Raw genomic sequence first — 15,726 nt, 5'->3', positions numbered from 1 at the left:
GTTTCGTGGCGACGGTGCGGGTGACGGCCGGCTCGTCGGCCATCGGCTCCTGGACGGTGACGCTCACGTTGCCGTCGGGCGCGACGGTCACCAACGCCTGGAACGCCAACCGCAGCGGTGACAGCGGGGCCACGCGCTGGACGAACGTGGCCTACAACGGCCAGGTCGGCGCCGGTCAGTCGACCGAGTTCGGGTTCCAGGGCAGCGGCACCGCCGCCAGCCTGACCCCGACCTGCGCCGCGGGCTGACGCCACACCGGCCGGGGTGGAGGGTCGCCGGACTCCTCCGCCCCGGCCGACGCGTCGCCGTCGGGTGAGGGCAGCTGGCGGTCGGCCGCGTCGCTGGGGGGTGCCGGTCGCCGCCTTTGGAGCTGAATCGTTTGCGACATCACCGACCTGGGGGAGAACGGCAGCGCCGTCTCCATGACGTCGTCACCGCGGCTCAGCGGACGGCGAGCAACGGCAGCGCCGTCTCCATGACGTCGTCACCGCGGCTCAGCCGACGGCGAGCACCAGCCAGTGCGCCTGAATCGTCCACGACATCAGCTCCAAAGGGCATAACCGCCAACCTCCCCATCCCGCCTATGGAAGCACCACCGCGAGTTTCCACGTCTTCCTGCTGTCCCTGCTGGTCTTCACGTGGGGCTTCGCGACTCTCCTGCTCGACGTGCCGGTGCTGGTGTTGACAGTGGTCGGCGGGGCCGGTGTTCACCTGCGGTTGCGGTCAGCGGCTACGGGTGCCCCGGGCCGCCCGGGCACGTCTGCGCTGCCCGCGTTGCGGCACCGGACATGCCACCCCGGCCCCGGCCCGCCGCTGAGGCGAGCCCGGCACCGGCCGGCCGGTCAGCCGAGGAGCACGCGGAGGTCGCCGGGGTGGCCACGGTCAGGTCGGCGGGCGCGTGCGGGTCGTACTGGTGGCCCCAGCTCGCCGCCACCGCCAACGCGCCGGCGTTCCGCGCGGCCCGCAGGTCCAGGGGCGAGTCGCCGACGTAGGCGCTCCGCTGCGGAGCTCGGCGTGCCGTCCATGTCGAAGACGATCGCGTCCACCCGTTCCACCCGGCCGGGCCTAGCCGTCGGCCGGCTCCTGCTGGGCCCGGTGTGCGGCGGCGAGGCGTTTCGGGGCTCGGGCGTACCACCCCTCGGTGATCACCTCGGTCAGCTCGGGCAGGCCGATCCGGTCGAGCCGGACCAGCACGGCCGGGTAGCCGTCGAAGTGCGGGATGGTGAGGTAGACCGACGGGTCGTCGGCCAGCAGGGCCTCCTTGACGCCCAGGTCGGGCACCCGTACGCCGAGGAGCGGTCCGTCCGGTGCGGCCGCGCCGAGGGCGGCCCGGTCGGCCCCGCGCAGTGGGCGTTCCCAGACGAACGGCTTGTCCCGCACCCGCCAGGCGGGCAGCCCGTCGTACGAGCCCCGTTCGGTGGTCTCGGGCAGCGCGAGCGCGATCCGGCGGACGTCCTCCCAGCTGGCCATGACCACACGGTACGGGGGGTCAGCGGGCCATGGTGTGCTCGGCGAGCAGCTGACCGAGCACGTGTCGGGCCTCGGCGGCCCTGGCCGGCTCCGGATCGTCCAGGGTGATCAGCGCCTTCCACAGCGCCCAGCCGCGCCCGCGAGCCCACGTGGCCGCGTCGACGTCGAGCACGTCGCGGAAGGCGGCCCGGCTGGCCCCGTGCAGCAGGGTCCAGGCGATCACCGTGTCGCAGGCGGGATCCCCGACGCCGCAGCAGCCGAAGTCGATGACGGCGGCGAGCCGGCCGTCGCGGACCAGGAGGTTGCCGTACGCGACGTCGCCGTGGAACCAGACCGACGGCCCGGACCAGGTGGCATCGAGGGCGGCCTGCCAGATGCCCGTGACGGCGTCGGCGGGAAGCCGGTCGCGGTGCGTCTCGATCGCCGCCCGCGTCTCCGCGTCGTACGTGGACAGTGGGGCGCCCCGCCAGGCGCTGTGCCGGCCCGCCGCCGGGCCGCCGGTGGCGTCGACGCTTCGCAGGGCACACAGGAAGGCGGCGAGGTCGGCGGCGAACCGGGGCAGGTCGTCGATCCGCTCGGGCCGGGCGGTCTGGCCGTCGATCCACCGGTAGACCGACCAGGGGTACGGGTAGCCGGCGCCGGCCCTGCCGTGGGCCAGCGGAGTGGGCACCTCCAGCGGCAGCCGCGCGCCGAGCACCGGCAGCCAGCGCTGCTCCTTGGCGACCTGGAGGGCGTACCCCTCGCCGCTGGGCAGCCGCACGGTCATCGTGTCGCCCAGGTGGAAGGTGCGGTTGTCCCAGCCGCCGACCTCCACCGCGCGTACCGGCAGCTCGGCCCAGTGCGGGAACTGCTCGGCGACCAGACGGCGGACCAGCGCCACGTCGATCCGGGCGGCCACCGCGTCGTCGGTGTCGGGTACGTCGGGCAGGTGCGGTGCGTCCATCCGTCTGAGCCTGCGGGGGCCGGCCGGGGCCCGCAACCGGTTTGCGCGGCACGGCAGGCGTTGCGAGGCCCGTCATCGACAGCGGCTAGGTTCTGGGCGGACGCCGGCAGCGGACGGTCCCGGGCGTCCAGACGATGACGTTCCTGTCGACCCCGAGGAGATGGCATGTCACCGGTGTCGCTCGACGACTACGCCGAGCGGGCCCGCGCGGTGCTGCCGCCGGCCGTGTGGGACTACGTCGCCGGCGGCAGCGCGGCCGAGGTGACCCTGCGCGCCAACCGGTCCGCCCTGGACCGGGTCGCGGTGCTGCCCCGGGTACTGCGCGGGGTGAGCACGGCCAACCTGGGCGCCCGGCTGCTCGGCCGCCCGTACGCGATGCCCGTCGGGGTGGCGCCGATGGCGTACCAACGGCTGGTGCACCCCGACGGGGAGCTGGCGCTCGCGGCGGCGGCCGGCGCGGCCGGAGTGCCGTACCTGGCCAGCACGCTGGCCAGTACGCCGATCGAGCAGGTCGCCGGCACGGGCGCCGAGGTCTGGTTCCAGCTCTACTGGCTCCGTGAGCGGGCACTGGTCCGCGATCTGCTGGACCGGGTCGTCGCGGCGGGGTGCCGGGCGCTGGTGGTCACGGTGGACGTCCCGGTGCTCGGCCGACGCCCCCGGGACCTGCGCAACGCGTTCCGGCTGCCCGCCGAGGTGATTGCCGCGAACCTGACCGACGGGCGGGACGCCCTGGCGCACGCCGGCGCCCCCGGGGTGTCCGCGACCGCCGCGCACACCGACGCGTCGTTCGCGCCGGCGCTGCGCTGGGCGGATCTGGCCTGGTTGCGCGAGCAGGCCGACCTGCCGCTGGTGGTCAAGGGGGTGCTGGACCCCCGGGACGCGGTCGAGGCGGTGCGGGCCGGCGCGGACGCGGTGGTCGTCTCCAACCACGGCGGCCGGCAGCTGGACGGGGCTCCGGCCAGCGTCACCATGCTGCCGGAGGTGGTCGACGCGGTCGGCGACCGCTGCCAGGTGCTGCTGGACAGCGGCATCCGCGGTGGCACCGACGTGCTGCGGGCGCTCGCGTTGGGCGCCGCCGGGGTGCTGGTCGGCCGCCCGCTGCTCTGGGCGCTGGCGGCCGGCGGCGAGCCCGCCGCGCGGGACGCGCTGGCGCTGCTCGCCGCCGAGCTGCGCGACGCGTTGACCCTCGCCGGCTGCCCCGACACGGCGGCGGCCGGCGAGCTCCGCACGGTCGCGGTGGGATGAGCGGTCGGAACGGCCCGCCCGGCGTGCTGACACACCGCGTTCACCGGATGGCAAAGCGCGACGGCCCGCGTACCGCCGTCCTGCGTGGATGGTCATAATGGGCCGCATGGTTGCCTGGGAGTACGCCTTGCTCGTCCGCCGCTATCAGGGACAGGGCCGCAATTTCCACGTCTCGTTCATCTGGTACGGCCCGGACGGGTCGCGCAAGGACATCACCCCCTACGGCGACACCGCCATCGCGCACCTCAACCGGGCCGGCCGTGAGGGCTGGGAGCTGGTCTCCGCCGCCGAGGACGTGAACAACGTCCAGGGCAGCACCGAGGTCCACCGCTACCACCTGAAGCGCCCCCTGGCCTGACCCCCTACCCCCGCACCGGTCCGCGTCGATCACGGAGACGTGGTGGTGGACGAACGCCACCCACCGGCCCGTACCGGCCGGCACCACGCCTGCGTGACCGACGCGAACTGGTCGCGGCGGCGGGCGGGTCAGGCCAGGTCGACGGTGGGGTAGAGCGGGAACGGGGCCAGCAGGTCGGTGGCCTGACGGGCGATCTTGTCGGCGAGGGCGGGGTCCAGGGCGTACTTGGCCTTCGACGGGGTGCCGTCGGCGTTGGCGCCGGCCGTGGTCTGGGTGAGCACGGTGTGGATCAGCTCCGCCGTCTGGTCCATCTCCGCCGTGCCCAGACCGCGGGTGGTCAGCGCCGGCGTGCCGATCCGGATGCCGGAGGTGTACCAGGCGCCGTTCGGGTCCTGCGGGACCGAGTTGCGGTTGGTGACGATGCCGGAGTCGAGCAACGCCTGCTCGGCCTGCCGGCCGGTGAGCCCGTAGCCGGACACGTCGATCAGCACCAGGTGGTTGTCGGTGCCGCCGGTGACCAGCTTCGCGCCTCGGCGCAGCAACCCGTCCGCGAGGGCCTGCGAGTTGTCCACGATCCGCTGGGCGTAGTCGGCGAAGTCGGGGCGGCGGGCCTCGGCCAGCGCGACCGCCTTGGCGGCCATCACGTGCGGCAGCGGGCCACCGAGCACCATCGGGCAGCCCCGGTCGACCTGGTCGGCCAGCTCCGGCTGGCAGAGCACCATGCCGCCGCGCGGGCCCCGCAGCGACTTGTGGGTGGTGGTGGTGACGATGTGCGCGTGCGGCACCGGGTCGAAGTCGCCGGTGAAGACCTTGCCCGCCACCAGGCCGGCGAAGTGCGCCATGTCGACCATGAAGGTCGCGCCGACCGAGTCGGCGATCTCCCGCAGGATCCGGAAGTTCACCTTCCGGGGGTACGCCGAGTAGCCGCCGACCAGGATCAGGGGCTTGAACTCGCGGGCCGCCTCGGCCACCCGGTCGTAGTCGATCAGGCCGGTCGCCGGGTCGGTGCCGTAGCTGCGCTGGTCGAACATCTTGCCCGAGATGTTGGGCCGGAAGCCGTGGGTGAGGTGGCCGCCGGCGTCCAGCGACATGCCGAGCATCCGCTGGTTGCCCAGCTCGCGGCGCAGCGCGAACCAGTCGGCCTCGGTGAGGTCGTTGACCTGGCGCACCTGCGCCTTCTTCAGCGCGGGGGACTCGACCCGGTCGGCCAGCACCGCCCAGAACGCGACCAGGTTGGCGTCGATGCCCGAGTGCGGCTGCACGTAGGCGTGCGCGGCGCCGAACAGCTCGCGGGCGTGCTCGGCGGCGAGCGCCTCGACGGTGTCGACGTTCTGGCAGCCGGCGTAGAAGCGACGCCCGACGGTGCCCTCGGCGTACTTGTCGCTGAACCAGTTGCCCATCGCCAGCAGGGTCGCCGGGGAGGCGTAGTTCTCGCTGGCGATGAGCTTGAGAGACTCCCGCTGATCGGTCAGCTCGGCGCCGATGGCGTCGGCCACCCGCGGCTCGACGGCCCGGATCACCTCGAGGGCGCTCCGGAATGCGGTGGACTCGGCGTTGCGCGACATGCGACCTCCTACGGACGTGCGGAAGGCCCAGGCGCTCGGCGAACGTCCTCGTGACGGGGCCGCTCCCCGATGGTTCTCCATCCCCACGCGCCAGTAACGGCCCGCGCCGATCCTACCGGGCCGGCCCGGGCCCGCCCGGGCCGACCTCCGCACGTGACCCGCCGGGGTGGTTGGGCGCTGCCTGGCAGGGCATTCGGAAGGGTGTGCCGCACCGGTGCGGGTGCGGCCGCCGTCCGCACGAGAGGAGTCGACACCATGACCACACCGACCACCGACCGGCCACTCGCCGTGGTGACCGGGGCGTCCAGCGGGATCGGGTACGAGCTGGCGGCGCAGTTCGCCGAGCACGGCTTCGACCTGGTCGTCGCCGCCGAGGACCAGGGCATCGCCGAGGCGGCGGAGAAGCTGCGCCGCGACGGTGGCCCGCAGGTGCAGCCGGTCCGCGTCGACCTGGCCCGCGAGGAGGGCGTGGAGGAGCTGGTGGCGGCGGTCGCCGCGACCGGGCGCCCCCTGGACTCGCTGGTCCTCAACGCCGGCCGCGGCGCTGGCGGCGCCTTCGTCGGCGGCACCGACCTGCGTGACGAGCTGGAGATCATCGACCTCAATGTGCGTTCGACGGTGCACCTGGCGAAGCGGCTGCTGCCCGGGATGGTCGAACGCGGCGCGGGCCGGTTGCTGTTCACCTCCTCGATCGCCTCCACCATGCCGGGGCCGTTCCAGGCGGTCTACAACGCGTCGAAGTCGTTCGTGCAGTCCTTCGCCGAGGCGCTGCGCAACGAGCTGAAGGACACCGGCGTCACGGTGACGTCGCTGATGCCCGGGCCGACCGACACGGCGTTCTTCGAGCGGGCCGAGATGGAGGACACCCGGATCGGTTCCGGCCCCAAGGACGACCCGGCGAAAGTCGCCGCGCAGGGCTTCGCCGGGCTGATGAAGGGTGACCAGACGGTCACCGCGGGTTCGCTGATGAACAAGGTGCAGACGGTAACCGGCAAGATCATCCCGGACAAGCTCAAGTCCGAGCAGCACCGCAGGATGGCCGAGCCGGGATCGGGCAGCTGACCCGCTCCCGGGCGGGGTGGCACACGACGAGGGCCCGGCACGTCGCCGGGCCCTCGGTCGTACGCGGGTGGTTCAGGCGGTCACCGCGTCGATCGCCTTCTTGATCGCCTTCGGGTCGCTGGGAGTACGGGGAGCGTCGGCGCGCAGCGCGATCATCCGCTCGCCGATCTCCTGGAGCTGCTTGCGGCCCAGGGCCTCGCGGACCTTGGGGAACCACTCCTGCTCCTCCTCCTCGACGTGGTGCGTCACGTTCTCGATCAGCACCGTGGTCTTGGCGTTGAAGTGCTCGTGCTCCGCGTCCATGGTGGCCAGCTCCGCGCAGAGCACGTCGGCCACGTGGTGCTCCTCGTACGACTCGAGGATGTCGTCCTCCAGGTCGGGCAGGAGCCGGCGGACCTCCGGGTACATCACCTCGTTCTCCAGATAGGTGTGCACCGTCAGGGCCTCCAGGATCTGGCCCACCAGCTTCTGCCGCTGGCTCGCCGGCCCCTCCTCGGCATCCTGGAAGGCCTTGAACAGGCGGCGCATCTCCTTGTGGTCCTCTTTGAGCAGCACGATGGCATCGGTCGACACCGGATGACCTCCCTGGATCTCGTCTGGTGTCGAACCGGTACCCGGGGGATGAACTGCGGAAACAGGGTTGACCCGAACGGGTGCGGCCCGGCGCCGAAGCGCCGGGCCCCACGCTGGTCGTACCGCTGGTCAGCGGACCACGTCGTACGCGCTCACCATGCCCGCGCCGTAGAAGCCGTTCCGCTCCCCGCCGGAGCAGGTCGCGTCGTAGGCGGCCCCCAGCAGCGGGACCGGGTTGTAGACACCCGTGGGGCAGCTCCGCGACTGGGCGGTGCGCTCCAGGAACGACGCCAGCTGACCCGGGGACATGCCCGGGTGGGCCGAGGCCGCCAGCGCCGCGACGCCGGCGACGTGCGGGCCGGACATCGAGGTGCCCTGCTTGTAGCCCCAGCCGTTGGTCCGCGTCGCCGTGTTGAAGGTGGTGGACAGGATGCCGTCGGTCAGGGTCGACCGGGCGCCCTGGGTGCGGAACCGGGTGTCACCACCCGGAGCGGTGACGTCCACGACGCCCTGGCCGTACGAGGAGTAGTAGCTCTTCTCGCCGGTCGGGCCGACCGCCGAGACGGTCACCACGCCCGGCGCCTCGGCCGGCAGGTCGAGGCAGGCGCCGTTGATGTCGCGCACCTCGGGAGTCCCGTTGTTCGGGCTGCCCGAGTCGACCGTCTTGTGCGCCAGGTCGACGTTGGAGTTGCCCGCGGACGCGACGTTGAGCACGCCCTTGCTGTTCGAGTAGCGGATGGCCCGCTGCACGGCCTGCCACACCGGGCGCTGACGCGCGTCGTTGCGGCAGTTGAACTCCCACGGGTCGATGTAGTAGCTGTTGTTCGTGACCTTCATGCCGTGCTCGGCGGCCCAGACGAAGCCGCAGACCGCCGCCTCGGGGTAGATGAAGCCGTCGTTGTTGACCACCTTGACGGCGGCCACCCTGACGCCCGGGGCGACGCCGGTGACGCCGACGCCGTTGCTGGCTGCGGCGATGGTGCCCGCCACGTGGGTGCCGTGGTCGGACGTGGTCGGGTTCCAGGCCGCCTCGGTGGTGTCGACGACGCCGCCGATGCAGGACGTGCTCTTGTCCTTGGCGATCTGGCTGGCCAGGTCGGGGTGGCTGGAGGAGATGCCGCTGTCGAGCACGCCCACCACCACGTCGGCGCTTCCGGTCGTGACGGCGTGGGCCTGCGGGACCCCGATCATCGGCATGTCCCACTGCTGGCCGAACAGGGGCTCGGTGGTGGGGTCAGCGGTGGCGCCGGCGACGGTGGCGGCGGAGACCTCCACGGTCTCGCCCTCATCGAGAACGGCGCCGAGCCCGGTGGTCGCGGCCACCGACTCGACCCCGGCGCCCGCCACCTCGGTGGCGAAGTCGGGGTTGGTGGAGCGGGCGACGAGCACACCGATCTGCTGGTAGCTGGCCATCACCGTGCCCCCGGCGGCGGCCACTCGGGCAGCGGCCCTGTCGCTCGTCGCGCCCTGCGGGGCGAGGACCAGGAAGGTGGTGTCCGGGCCGGCGGCCGTGGCCGGCGCGAGCGCGCCGGTGACGGCGAGACCGACCCCGAGTGTCACCGCGGACGCGGCGGCCAGTGTCTTGTTGCGGAGGTTCTTCACGCGGACTCCCAGGAGCGGGGACCAGCCGGTGCGCTCCCGGGCGGGGGAGTGACCGGCCGAGCGCGGGCGGGATGCCCGTCTCTGGTAGTCGAGCGCCGACGGCCGATGTGGCGTTACACACACCCGCCGGGTGGGGCGAAAGGTGTCAGACCGTGGCCAGGGTGCGGGGGATCTCGTCGAGCAGTTCCCGGGCCAGGAAGCCGATCCGGCCGAAGCGGGGGATCAGCCGCTGGCCGCTCACCGCGTGCGCGAACGCCGACCAGCAGGCGGCCTGGGCCGGTTCCGCCCCCCGGGAGAGCAGCCCGGCCAGCAGGCCGGCGAGCACGTCCCCGCTGCCGGAGGTGCCGAGCCCGGCGTCGCCGCTCTCCTCCCGCCAGCGCCGCCCGTCCGGGGTGGCCACGTGCCCGTAGAGCGAGACGACCGCCTCGTACCGGGCGGCCAGCTCGGCCGCCTCGGCGTCCAGGTCGTCCCCCGGGTCCCGGCCGAGCAGGTGCCCGGCCTCGGTGACGTTGGGCGTGAGCACCACCGGTCGGCCCGAGCCGACCAGCAGCTCCGGCTCGTGGCTGAGCGCGCCGAGGGCGTACGCGTCGAGCACCATCGAGGTTTCCGGCCGGGCGGCGTCCAGGACCACCCGGAGCAGTCGTCTGGTCTCGTCGATCCCCTTCAGGCCCGGGCCCAGGGCCACCACGTCGGCCGCACCGATCAGCTCGCCGAGTTGCCCGTTCCGGTCGGCGGCGACCGCGCCGTCCGGGGTCTCCGGCAGCCCGAACACCAGCGCCTCGGGCACCTGGATGCTCAGGGTCGCGGCGGTGGACTCGGCGGCGGCGAGCTGGAGCACCCCGGCGCCGGCGCGCAGCGCGGCCACCCCGGCGAGCAGCACCGCACCCGGCGTGAAACGGGAGCCCCCGATCACCAGCACGGTGCCCCGGCTCTCCTTGCCGCCGGCCGGCACCGGCAGCGTCCAGTCGCGCAGCAGCCCGGGCGTGATCACCTTCACCTCAGACGGGCTCGGCATGGACCTCATCCTCCCTGGTCGGCTTGGCGCCCTCCTGGCGGAGATGGCCGACCTCGTTGAACCCGCCCAGCGTCATCCGGCCCTGCGCGTCCGCCGACCAGTGGGTGATCGAGCAGTTGGCGATCACGTGTTTCCGGGTCAGCGCCATCAGGTCCGGCTCGGTCAGCCCCTCCACGAGGTAGCGCAGCAGAAAGACCAGCGCGTCGTGACCGAACAGCAGCACCCGCTGGTCCTCGTGGTCCCGGCGGAGGTCGCCGAGGAGCGTGCGGAGCCGCAGCGCCACGTCGGTCCAGGACTCGCCGCCCGGCGGCCGGTAGTAGAACTTGCCCAGCCGGGTGCGGCGCTCCGCCTCCTCCGGGAAGCGCCGTTGCACGCCGTGCCCGGTCAGGCCGTCGAGGATGCCCAGCTCCCGGTCACGCAGCCGCTCGTCCCGGCTCACCGGCACCCCGGTGCCGTGCAGGGCCAGCTCGGCGGTGGAGACCGCCCGCAGGTACGGCGAGACCACCGCCACGTCCGGGCGCCGGTCCGCGGGAAGCCCGGCCAGCCAGCGGCCGGTGGCGCGGGCCTGCTCCTCGCCGGTGGGGGAGAGTGGCACGTCGGCGTCACGGTGGTTGAGCCCGATCAGGTCGGCGCCGGACGCCTCCGCCTCGGTCGCCGCGACGTTCGCCGTGCTCTCCCCGTGCCGGATGATCCACAAGGTTGCCAGTTCGGCCATGCGGCACCCCCTACCCGGCCCGGCCGGCCGGTAACCGCAGCACCGGCGCACCCTGGCGCGGGGCGTGAACGCCGGCCAGCCGGGTAAGCGCGGGCTTCGTCGAGAGCCGACAGGGGAGGTGCGCCATGGCGACCATGGCCAAGGAGCAGACCAGCCCGGTGAAGGACAAGAACTACGACCTGATCCGCGCGCTGCAGATGTCGCTGGAGAACGTGTACCGCATGGACACGTACATCGCCGACGCCGAGCAGCGTGGCGACAGTGAGCTGGCCAACTGGTTCCGCATGATCCAGGACGGCAGCCGCAAGGCGGGTGATCAGGGCAAGCAGATGCTGATGTCGCGGATGCAGCAGGAGAAGCGCTGACCGCGGAGGACGCCGTCCGGGTGGAGGCGGATGCCGGTCGTTGACCGGCATCCGCCGGCGCGTACCGCAACCTCCACGGCCGGTCCGGTTCGGGACAGCGCCGCGACAGGTTGATGGTGAACAATGTCCGTCCGGGGCGGCCGGACCGCCCCGAGACGGAGGGGTGGGGTCGACGATGACGGTCGTCCGGGGTCTGCGGGAAGCGCTGCTGCTGTTCCTGATCGCCGCTGTCGTGGTCGCGGTCGCCGCGGCGGTGTGGGTGGCGGTCGACGGGGGCGACTACACCAGCCGGCTGGGCATCTCGCTGATGGTGGTGGGCGCGCTGTTCGGGGTGACCGGTGACCTGACGCTCAGCCGCATCGGCATGCTGGGCCCGCGCGCCACGTTCGGGGTCGCGCCGGAGCGTGAGGAGGCGGGCGGCGGGCGGGTGCTCACCGGCGTCGGCATCTTCCTCTTCGTCGGGCTGCCGCTGATCCTGGTCGGCGTCCTGCTGATCACCTGACCCGGCACGGCGTCGACCGCCGGACAGCCCGTTCCGCGCGCCGCGCCCCGCTGGTCCGCGGTGGGTGGCCGCCAGACGCCCGCCGGCGTCGTACCCTCGGGGGCGTGGCCACCGCGGCGGAGGAGATCCAGGTGGGGGAGCGGCTGGTCCGCGTCTCCAGCCCCGACAAGCCGTACTTCCCGGAACGCGGGCTGACCAAGCTGGACGTGGTCCACTACTTCCTCGCGGTGGGCGACGGCATCCTGCGCGCTCTGCGGGACCGGCCGACCATGCTGGAACGCTGGCCGCGCGGCGTCTTCGAGGGCGCCACGATCGCCACCCGGCAGACCAACCGGGGCGACGCGTTCTACCAGAAGCGGCTGCCGGCGGGCGCGCCCGACTGGGTGCGGACCGCGCACATCACCTTTCCCAGTGGCCGTACCGCCGACGAGGTCGCGCCCAGCGAGCTGGCCGTGGTGATCTGGGCGGCCAACCTCGGCACCCTGCGTTTCCACCCGTGGCCGGTCACCGCCGCCGACGTGGAGCGCCCCGACCAGCTGCGCATCGACCTCGACCCGATGCCCGGCGTCGACTTCGCGCAGGTGGTGCCGGTGGCCCACGAGGTGCGGGCGTTCCTCGCCGAGCTGGGCATGACCGGCTACCCGAAGACCACCGGCGGCCGGGGTCTGCACGTCTACCTGTCGATCGAGCCGCGGTGGAGCTTCGGCGAGTGCCGGCGGGCGGTGCTCGCGCTGGGCCGGGAGATGCAGCGCCGCCTGCCCGACCTGGTCACCACCACCTGGTGGCGCGAGCAGCGGGACCGGCCGGTCTTCGTCGACTACAACCAGATGGCCCGGGACCACACCGTGACGTCGGCGTACTCGATCCGGCCGACGCCGGCCGCGCTGGTCTCCGCGCCGCTGGACTGGTCGGAGCTGGACCGGGTGCGGCCGGAGGACTTCGACGTGCTCAGCATGCCGGCCCGGTTCGCCGAGCGGGGCGACCCGCACGCCGGCCTGGACGGCGACCGGCACTCGCTGGAGCCGCTGCTGGAGCTGGCCGACCGGGAGGGCCTGGAGGCCCCGCCGGAGCGCTGACCACCAGCTACTGCCAGGGGCTCTGCGTCCCGTCGTACTCCTCGAAGACCAGCCAGGACCGCGTCGACAGCACCCCGGCGATGTGCTGCACCCGGTCCAGCACCACGTCCCGCAGGGTGGCGTTGTCCGGTGCCCGGACCAGGGCCAGCACGTCGTGCTCGCCGCTGAGCAGCGCGACGTGCTCGACGTAGCGGACCCGGGCCAGCTCGGCCGACACCTCCCGCCAGGTGTTCTGCTCGATCGTCAACGCGATGTAGGCCGAGGTGCCCAGCCCGGCCGCCTCAGGCGCCACCTGGGCCCGGAACCCCGTGATCACGCCGTCGCGCACCAGCCGCTCCACCCGGGCGTAGGCATTGGTGCGGGAAATGTGGATCCGCTCGGCGAGGGTGCGCACCGAGGTCCGCCCGTCGCGGACCAGCTCGTCGAGGATCCGCCGGTCCACGTCGTCCAGGGAGCGTGCCGATCGTCCCGATCCGGTCGCCCGGCCCGCCTCGTTTGCGGCCTCCTGGCTCACCGATGCGCCCCTCGCATGCCAACCGTCCCGCCTTCTACCTGGATCTTGAGTCAATCATCCAACAGGCGGAAGCATAGGCCCACCACACGTCCCAGGAGGTCCCGCCGTGACGACCACACCCCAGGCGGTCCGCAGGGCATCCCCGCGCACCCGCCGGGCGGCCACCCCGCCCGATCCGGCGCGCCCGCTGCTGCCGGACGCCGAGCCGGTCCGCCTGCTCGACCCGAGCGGCACGCCGCTGCCCGCCCGCACCGACTACCCCGAGCCGCCCGTCGAGGCGCTGCGCGAGCTGTACCGCCGGATGGTGCTCGGCCGCCGGTTCGACACCCAGGCGACCGCGCTGACCAAGCAGGGCCGGCTGGCCGTCTACCCGTCCTCCCGAGGTCAGGAGGCGTGCCAGGTCGCCGCCGTGCTCGCGGTCCGGGACACCGACTGGGTCTTCCCCACCTACCGCGAGTCGATGGCGCTGGTCGCCCGGGGCATCGACCCCGTCGAGGTGCTCACCCTGCTGCGCGGGGACTGGCACTGCGGCTACGACCCGGCCGCGGTGCGGACCGCACCGCAGTGCACCCCCCTCGCCACCCAGTGCGTGCACGCCGCCGGGCTGGCGCACGGCGAGGCGTACCAGGGGCGCGACACGGTGGCGCTGGCCTTCATCGGCGACGGCGCGACCAGCGAGGGGGACTTCCACGAGGGGATCAACTTCGCCGCCGTGTTCAAGGCGCCGGTGGTCTACTTCGTGCAGAACAACCGGTACGCGATCAGCGTCCCGCTGTCCCGGCAGACCGCCGCGCCGTCGCTGGCGTACAAGGGCGTCGGCTACGGGGTGCCCAGCGAGCAGGTCGACGGCAACGACCCGGTCGCGGTGCTCGCCGTGCTGACCCGCGCGGTCGCGCACGCCCGGGCCGGCAACGGGCCGTACCTGGTGGAGGCGCACACCTACCGGATGGAGCCGCACACCAACGCCGACGACGCCACCCGCTACCGCGACGGCGCCGAGGTCGACGCCTGGCGGGACCGGGACCCGGTCACCCGGCTGGAGACCTACCTGCGGGCGCGCGGGGTGCTCGACGACGCCGCCGTGGCCGAGGTCGCCGAGCAGGCCGAGGCGTACGCGGCGGACCTGCGGGCCCGGATGAACGAGCAGCCCACGGTCGACCCGCTGAGCCTCTTCGACCACGTCTACGCCGAACCCACCCCGCAGCTGGTCGAGCAGCGCGAGCAGGTCCGCGCCGAGCTGGCCGCCGCCCGCGACGAGGAGGGTGACGCCTGATGGCCACCACCATGGCGAAGGCGCTCAACACGGCGCTCGCCGACGCGCTCGCCGCCGACGACCGGGTCGTCGTCTTCGGCGAGGACGTCGGCCAGCTCGGCGGAGTCTTCCGGATCACCGACGGCCTCCAGGCCCGCTTCGGTGAGAACCGCTGCTTCGACACCCCCCTCGCCGAGGCCGGCATCGTCGGCTTCGCCGTCGGCCTGGCCATGTCCGGCCTGCGGCCGGTGGTCGAGATGCAGTTCGACGCGTTCGCGTACCCGGCGTTCGAGCAGATCGCCTCGCACGTGGCGAAGCTGCGCAACCGGACCCGCGGCGCGCTCAGCGTGCCGATCGTCATCCGGGTGCCGTACGCCGGCGGGATCGGCGGTGTGGAACACCACTGCGACTCGTCCGAGGCGTACTACGCGCACACCCCCGGCCTGAAGGTGGTCACCCCGGCGACCGTGGAGGACGCGTACTCCCTGCTGCGCGAGGCGATCGACGACCCCGACCCGGTGGTCTTCATGGAGCCCAAGAAGCTCTACTTCGCCAGCGCCGACGCGGAGCTGCCGGCGCGTGCCGAGCCGTTCGGCCGGGCCGTCGTACGCCGGCCCGGCCGCGACGCCACGCTGGTGGCGTACGGGCCGGCGGTGCCGGTCGCGCTGGAGGCCGCCGAGGCCGCCCGCGAGGAGGGCTGGGACCTGGAGGTGGTGGACGTGCGCACGATCGTGCCGTTCGACGACGCCACCATCACCGCCTCGGTCCGGCGTACCGGCCGGTGCGTCGTGATCCAGGAGGCGCCCGGGTTCGCCGGCGTCGGCGCGGAGATCGCCGCGCGGGTGCAGGAGCGCTGCTTCCACGCGCTGCACGCCCCGGTGCTGCGGGTTGCCGGGCTGGACATCCCGTACCCGGCGCCGATGCTGGAGCACACCCACCTGCCCGGTGTGGACCGGGTGCTCGACGCCGTGGCCCGGTTGCAGTGGGACGACCAGCCGGACCCGCGCTGGGCGGCACAGGGCAGCGCGGCATGACCACGGTCGAACGGACGCAGGTCTTCCTCCTGCCCGACCTGGGCGAGGGGCTGAGCGAGGCCGAGATCGTCGAGTGGCGGGTCGCCGTGGGCGACGTGGTGACGGTCGACCAGAGCGTGGTCGAGGTGGAGACCGCCAAGGCGGTCGTCGACATGCCCTGCCCGTACGCCGGCCGGGTCGTCACCCTGCACGGCGCGGCGGGTGAGGTCCGACCGGTCGGCCAGCCGCTGATCACCATCGCGCCGCTGGACGGCGGCGACGAGCCGGCCGGGCACGCCACCTACCGCGAGGAGGAGCAGGCCGGCTCGGGCAACGTGCTGATCGGGTACGGCACCGGGCACGGTGGGGCGACCCGGCGCCGGCGGCGGCCCCGGCTCGCGCTGGCCCCGGAGCCCACCGACGCCGCGCCGGACGCCGGCGCCCCCAGCACCGGCC

At 73.6% G+C, this 15,726-nt stretch carries 18 protein-coding genes and 1 riboswitch; of the genes, 10 read left to right on the top strand and 8 right to left on the bottom strand.

The window, feature by feature from the left end:
- A partial coding sequence (locus DKT68_RS26050; RefSeq protein WP_201749192.1) for a cellulose binding domain-containing protein occupies positions 1-248 on the top strand: 248 nt, incomplete at its 5' end.
- Between the two features lie 817 nt (positions 249-1,065).
- On the opposite strand, the gene DKT68_RS26040 is transcribed toward DKT68_RS26050, so the two are convergent.
- Both DKT68_RS26040 and DKT68_RS26035 read right to left on the bottom strand, forming a co-directional pair.
- A complete protein-coding gene (locus tag DKT68_RS26040; protein ID WP_109820017.1) occupies positions 1,066-1,470 on the bottom strand; it encodes an MmcQ/YjbR family DNA-binding protein in 405 nt (134 codons plus the stop codon).
- A gap of 19 nt (positions 1,471-1,489) precedes the next feature.
- Complete coding sequence (locus DKT68_RS26035; RefSeq protein WP_201749191.1) at positions 1,490-2,413, bottom strand: aminoglycoside phosphotransferase family protein; 924 nt, start codon at positions 2,411-2,413, stop codon at positions 1,490-1,492.
- A 165-nt stretch (positions 2,414-2,578) separates the two neighbouring features.
- Here DKT68_RS26035 and DKT68_RS26030 point away from each other — a divergent pair, with 165 nt between their 5' ends.
- Complete coding sequence (locus DKT68_RS26030) at positions 2,579-3,658, top strand: alpha-hydroxy acid oxidase (RefSeq protein ID WP_109820014.1); 1,080 nt, start codon at positions 2,579-2,581, stop codon at positions 3,656-3,658.
- A 97-nt stretch (positions 3,659-3,755) separates the two neighbouring features.
- A complete protein-coding gene (locus tag DKT68_RS26025) occupies positions 3,756-4,016 on the top strand; it encodes a hypothetical protein (RefSeq protein WP_109820013.1) in 261 nt (86 codons plus the stop codon).
- A gap of 128 nt (positions 4,017-4,144) precedes the next feature.
- On the opposite strand, the gene DKT68_RS26020 is transcribed toward DKT68_RS26025, so the two are convergent.
- Positions 4,145-5,581, bottom strand: a complete 1,437-nt coding sequence (locus tag DKT68_RS26020; RefSeq protein ID WP_109820012.1) for a glycine hydroxymethyltransferase — start codon at positions 5,579-5,581, stop codon at positions 4,145-4,147.
- Between the two features lie 18 nt (positions 5,582-5,599).
- A riboswitch (ZMP/ZTP riboswitch) is annotated at positions 5,600-5,689 on the bottom strand.
- Positions 5,690-5,836: 147 nt separating this feature from the next.
- On the opposite strand from DKT68_RS26020, the gene DKT68_RS26015 reads away from it, so the two are divergent.
- The gene (locus DKT68_RS26015) at positions 5,837-6,643 is read left to right on the top strand and encodes an SDR family NAD(P)-dependent oxidoreductase (protein ID WP_109820011.1); all 807 of its coding nucleotides are present in this window, start codon (positions 5,837-5,839) and stop codon (positions 6,641-6,643) included.
- 72 nt (positions 6,644-6,715) lie between these two features.
- Here DKT68_RS26015 and DKT68_RS26010 read toward each other — a convergent pair whose 3' ends face one another.
- From DKT68_RS26010 to DKT68_RS25995, 4 genes are all read right to left on the bottom strand, one after another.
- The gene (locus tag DKT68_RS26010; protein ID WP_109820010.1) at positions 6,716-7,216 is read right to left on the bottom strand and encodes a hemerythrin domain-containing protein; all 501 of its coding nucleotides are present in this window, start codon (positions 7,214-7,216) and stop codon (positions 6,716-6,718) included.
- A 129-nt stretch (positions 7,217-7,345) separates the two neighbouring features.
- Entirely contained in the window at positions 7,346-8,818 is a 1,473-nt protein-coding gene (locus DKT68_RS26005; RefSeq protein WP_109820009.1) for a S8 family peptidase, read from the bottom strand.
- Positions 8,819-8,963: 145 nt separating this feature from the next.
- Positions 8,964-9,833 carry an NAD(P)H-hydrate dehydratase gene (locus DKT68_RS26000; RefSeq protein ID WP_109820008.1) on the bottom strand — a complete coding sequence of 290 codons (870 nt, stop codon included), beginning with the start codon at positions 9,831-9,833 and terminating at the stop codon, positions 8,964-8,966.
- Positions 9,817-10,548, bottom strand: coding sequence for a histidine phosphatase family protein (locus DKT68_RS25995; RefSeq protein WP_109820007.1), 732 nt, complete (start codon positions 10,546-10,548; stop codon positions 9,817-9,819). Before DKT68_RS25995 ends, DKT68_RS26000 begins: the two co-directional genes overlap by 17 nt.
- A 125-nt stretch (positions 10,549-10,673) precedes the next feature.
- Between DKT68_RS25995 and DKT68_RS25990 the strand changes: the two genes are divergently transcribed.
- From DKT68_RS25990 to DKT68_RS25980, 3 genes are all read left to right on the top strand, one after another.
- Positions 10,674-10,913, top strand: a complete 240-nt coding sequence (locus tag DKT68_RS25990) for a hypothetical protein (protein ID WP_201749190.1) — start codon at positions 10,674-10,676, stop codon at positions 10,911-10,913.
- 175 nt (positions 10,914-11,088) lie between these two features.
- Positions 11,089-11,415, top strand: a complete 327-nt coding sequence (locus DKT68_RS25985; RefSeq protein WP_109820006.1) for a hypothetical protein — start codon at positions 11,089-11,091, stop codon at positions 11,413-11,415.
- A 104-nt stretch (positions 11,416-11,519) separates the two neighbouring features.
- A complete protein-coding gene (locus DKT68_RS25980; RefSeq protein ID WP_109820005.1) occupies positions 11,520-12,491 on the top strand; it encodes a DNA polymerase domain-containing protein in 972 nt (323 codons plus the stop codon).
- A gap of 7 nt (positions 12,492-12,498) precedes the next feature.
- Here DKT68_RS25980 and DKT68_RS25975 read toward each other — a convergent pair whose 3' ends face one another.
- On the bottom strand, positions 12,499-12,933 hold the full coding sequence (locus DKT68_RS25975) for an Lrp/AsnC family transcriptional regulator (protein WP_328426610.1): 435 nt from the start codon (positions 12,931-12,933) through the stop codon (positions 12,499-12,501).
- A 178-nt stretch (positions 12,934-13,111) separates the two neighbouring features.
- Here DKT68_RS25975 and pdhA point away from each other — a divergent pair, with 178 nt between their 5' ends.
- The 3 genes from pdhA to DKT68_RS25960 form a co-directional block, all read left to right on the top strand.
- Positions 13,112-14,278: a pyruvate dehydrogenase (acetyl-transferring) E1 component subunit alpha gene (gene pdhA / locus DKT68_RS25970; protein ID WP_109820003.1), complete on the top strand. Its 1,167-nt coding sequence runs from the start codon at positions 13,112-13,114 to the stop codon at positions 14,276-14,278.
- A complete protein-coding gene (locus tag DKT68_RS25965; protein WP_201749193.1) occupies positions 14,275-15,291 on the top strand; it encodes an alpha-ketoacid dehydrogenase subunit beta in 1,017 nt (338 codons plus the stop codon). Before pdhA ends, DKT68_RS25965 begins: the two co-directional genes overlap by 4 nt.
- Positions 15,288-15,726, top strand: a 439-nt coding sequence (locus DKT68_RS25960; protein WP_330848952.1) for a biotin/lipoyl-containing protein, incomplete at its 3' end; no start/stop codon positions are given. The genes DKT68_RS25965 and DKT68_RS25960, both read left to right, overlap by 4 nt.

Origin of the sequence: Micromonospora acroterricola (assembly GCF_003172955.1) — a bacterium.
Classification (GTDB): Bacteria; Actinomycetota; Actinomycetes; order Mycobacteriales; family Micromonosporaceae; genus Micromonospora; species Micromonospora acroterricola.
The sequence above is the reverse complement of the archived record's forward strand: the minus strand, read 5'-3'. Positions and strand labels throughout refer to the sequence as shown.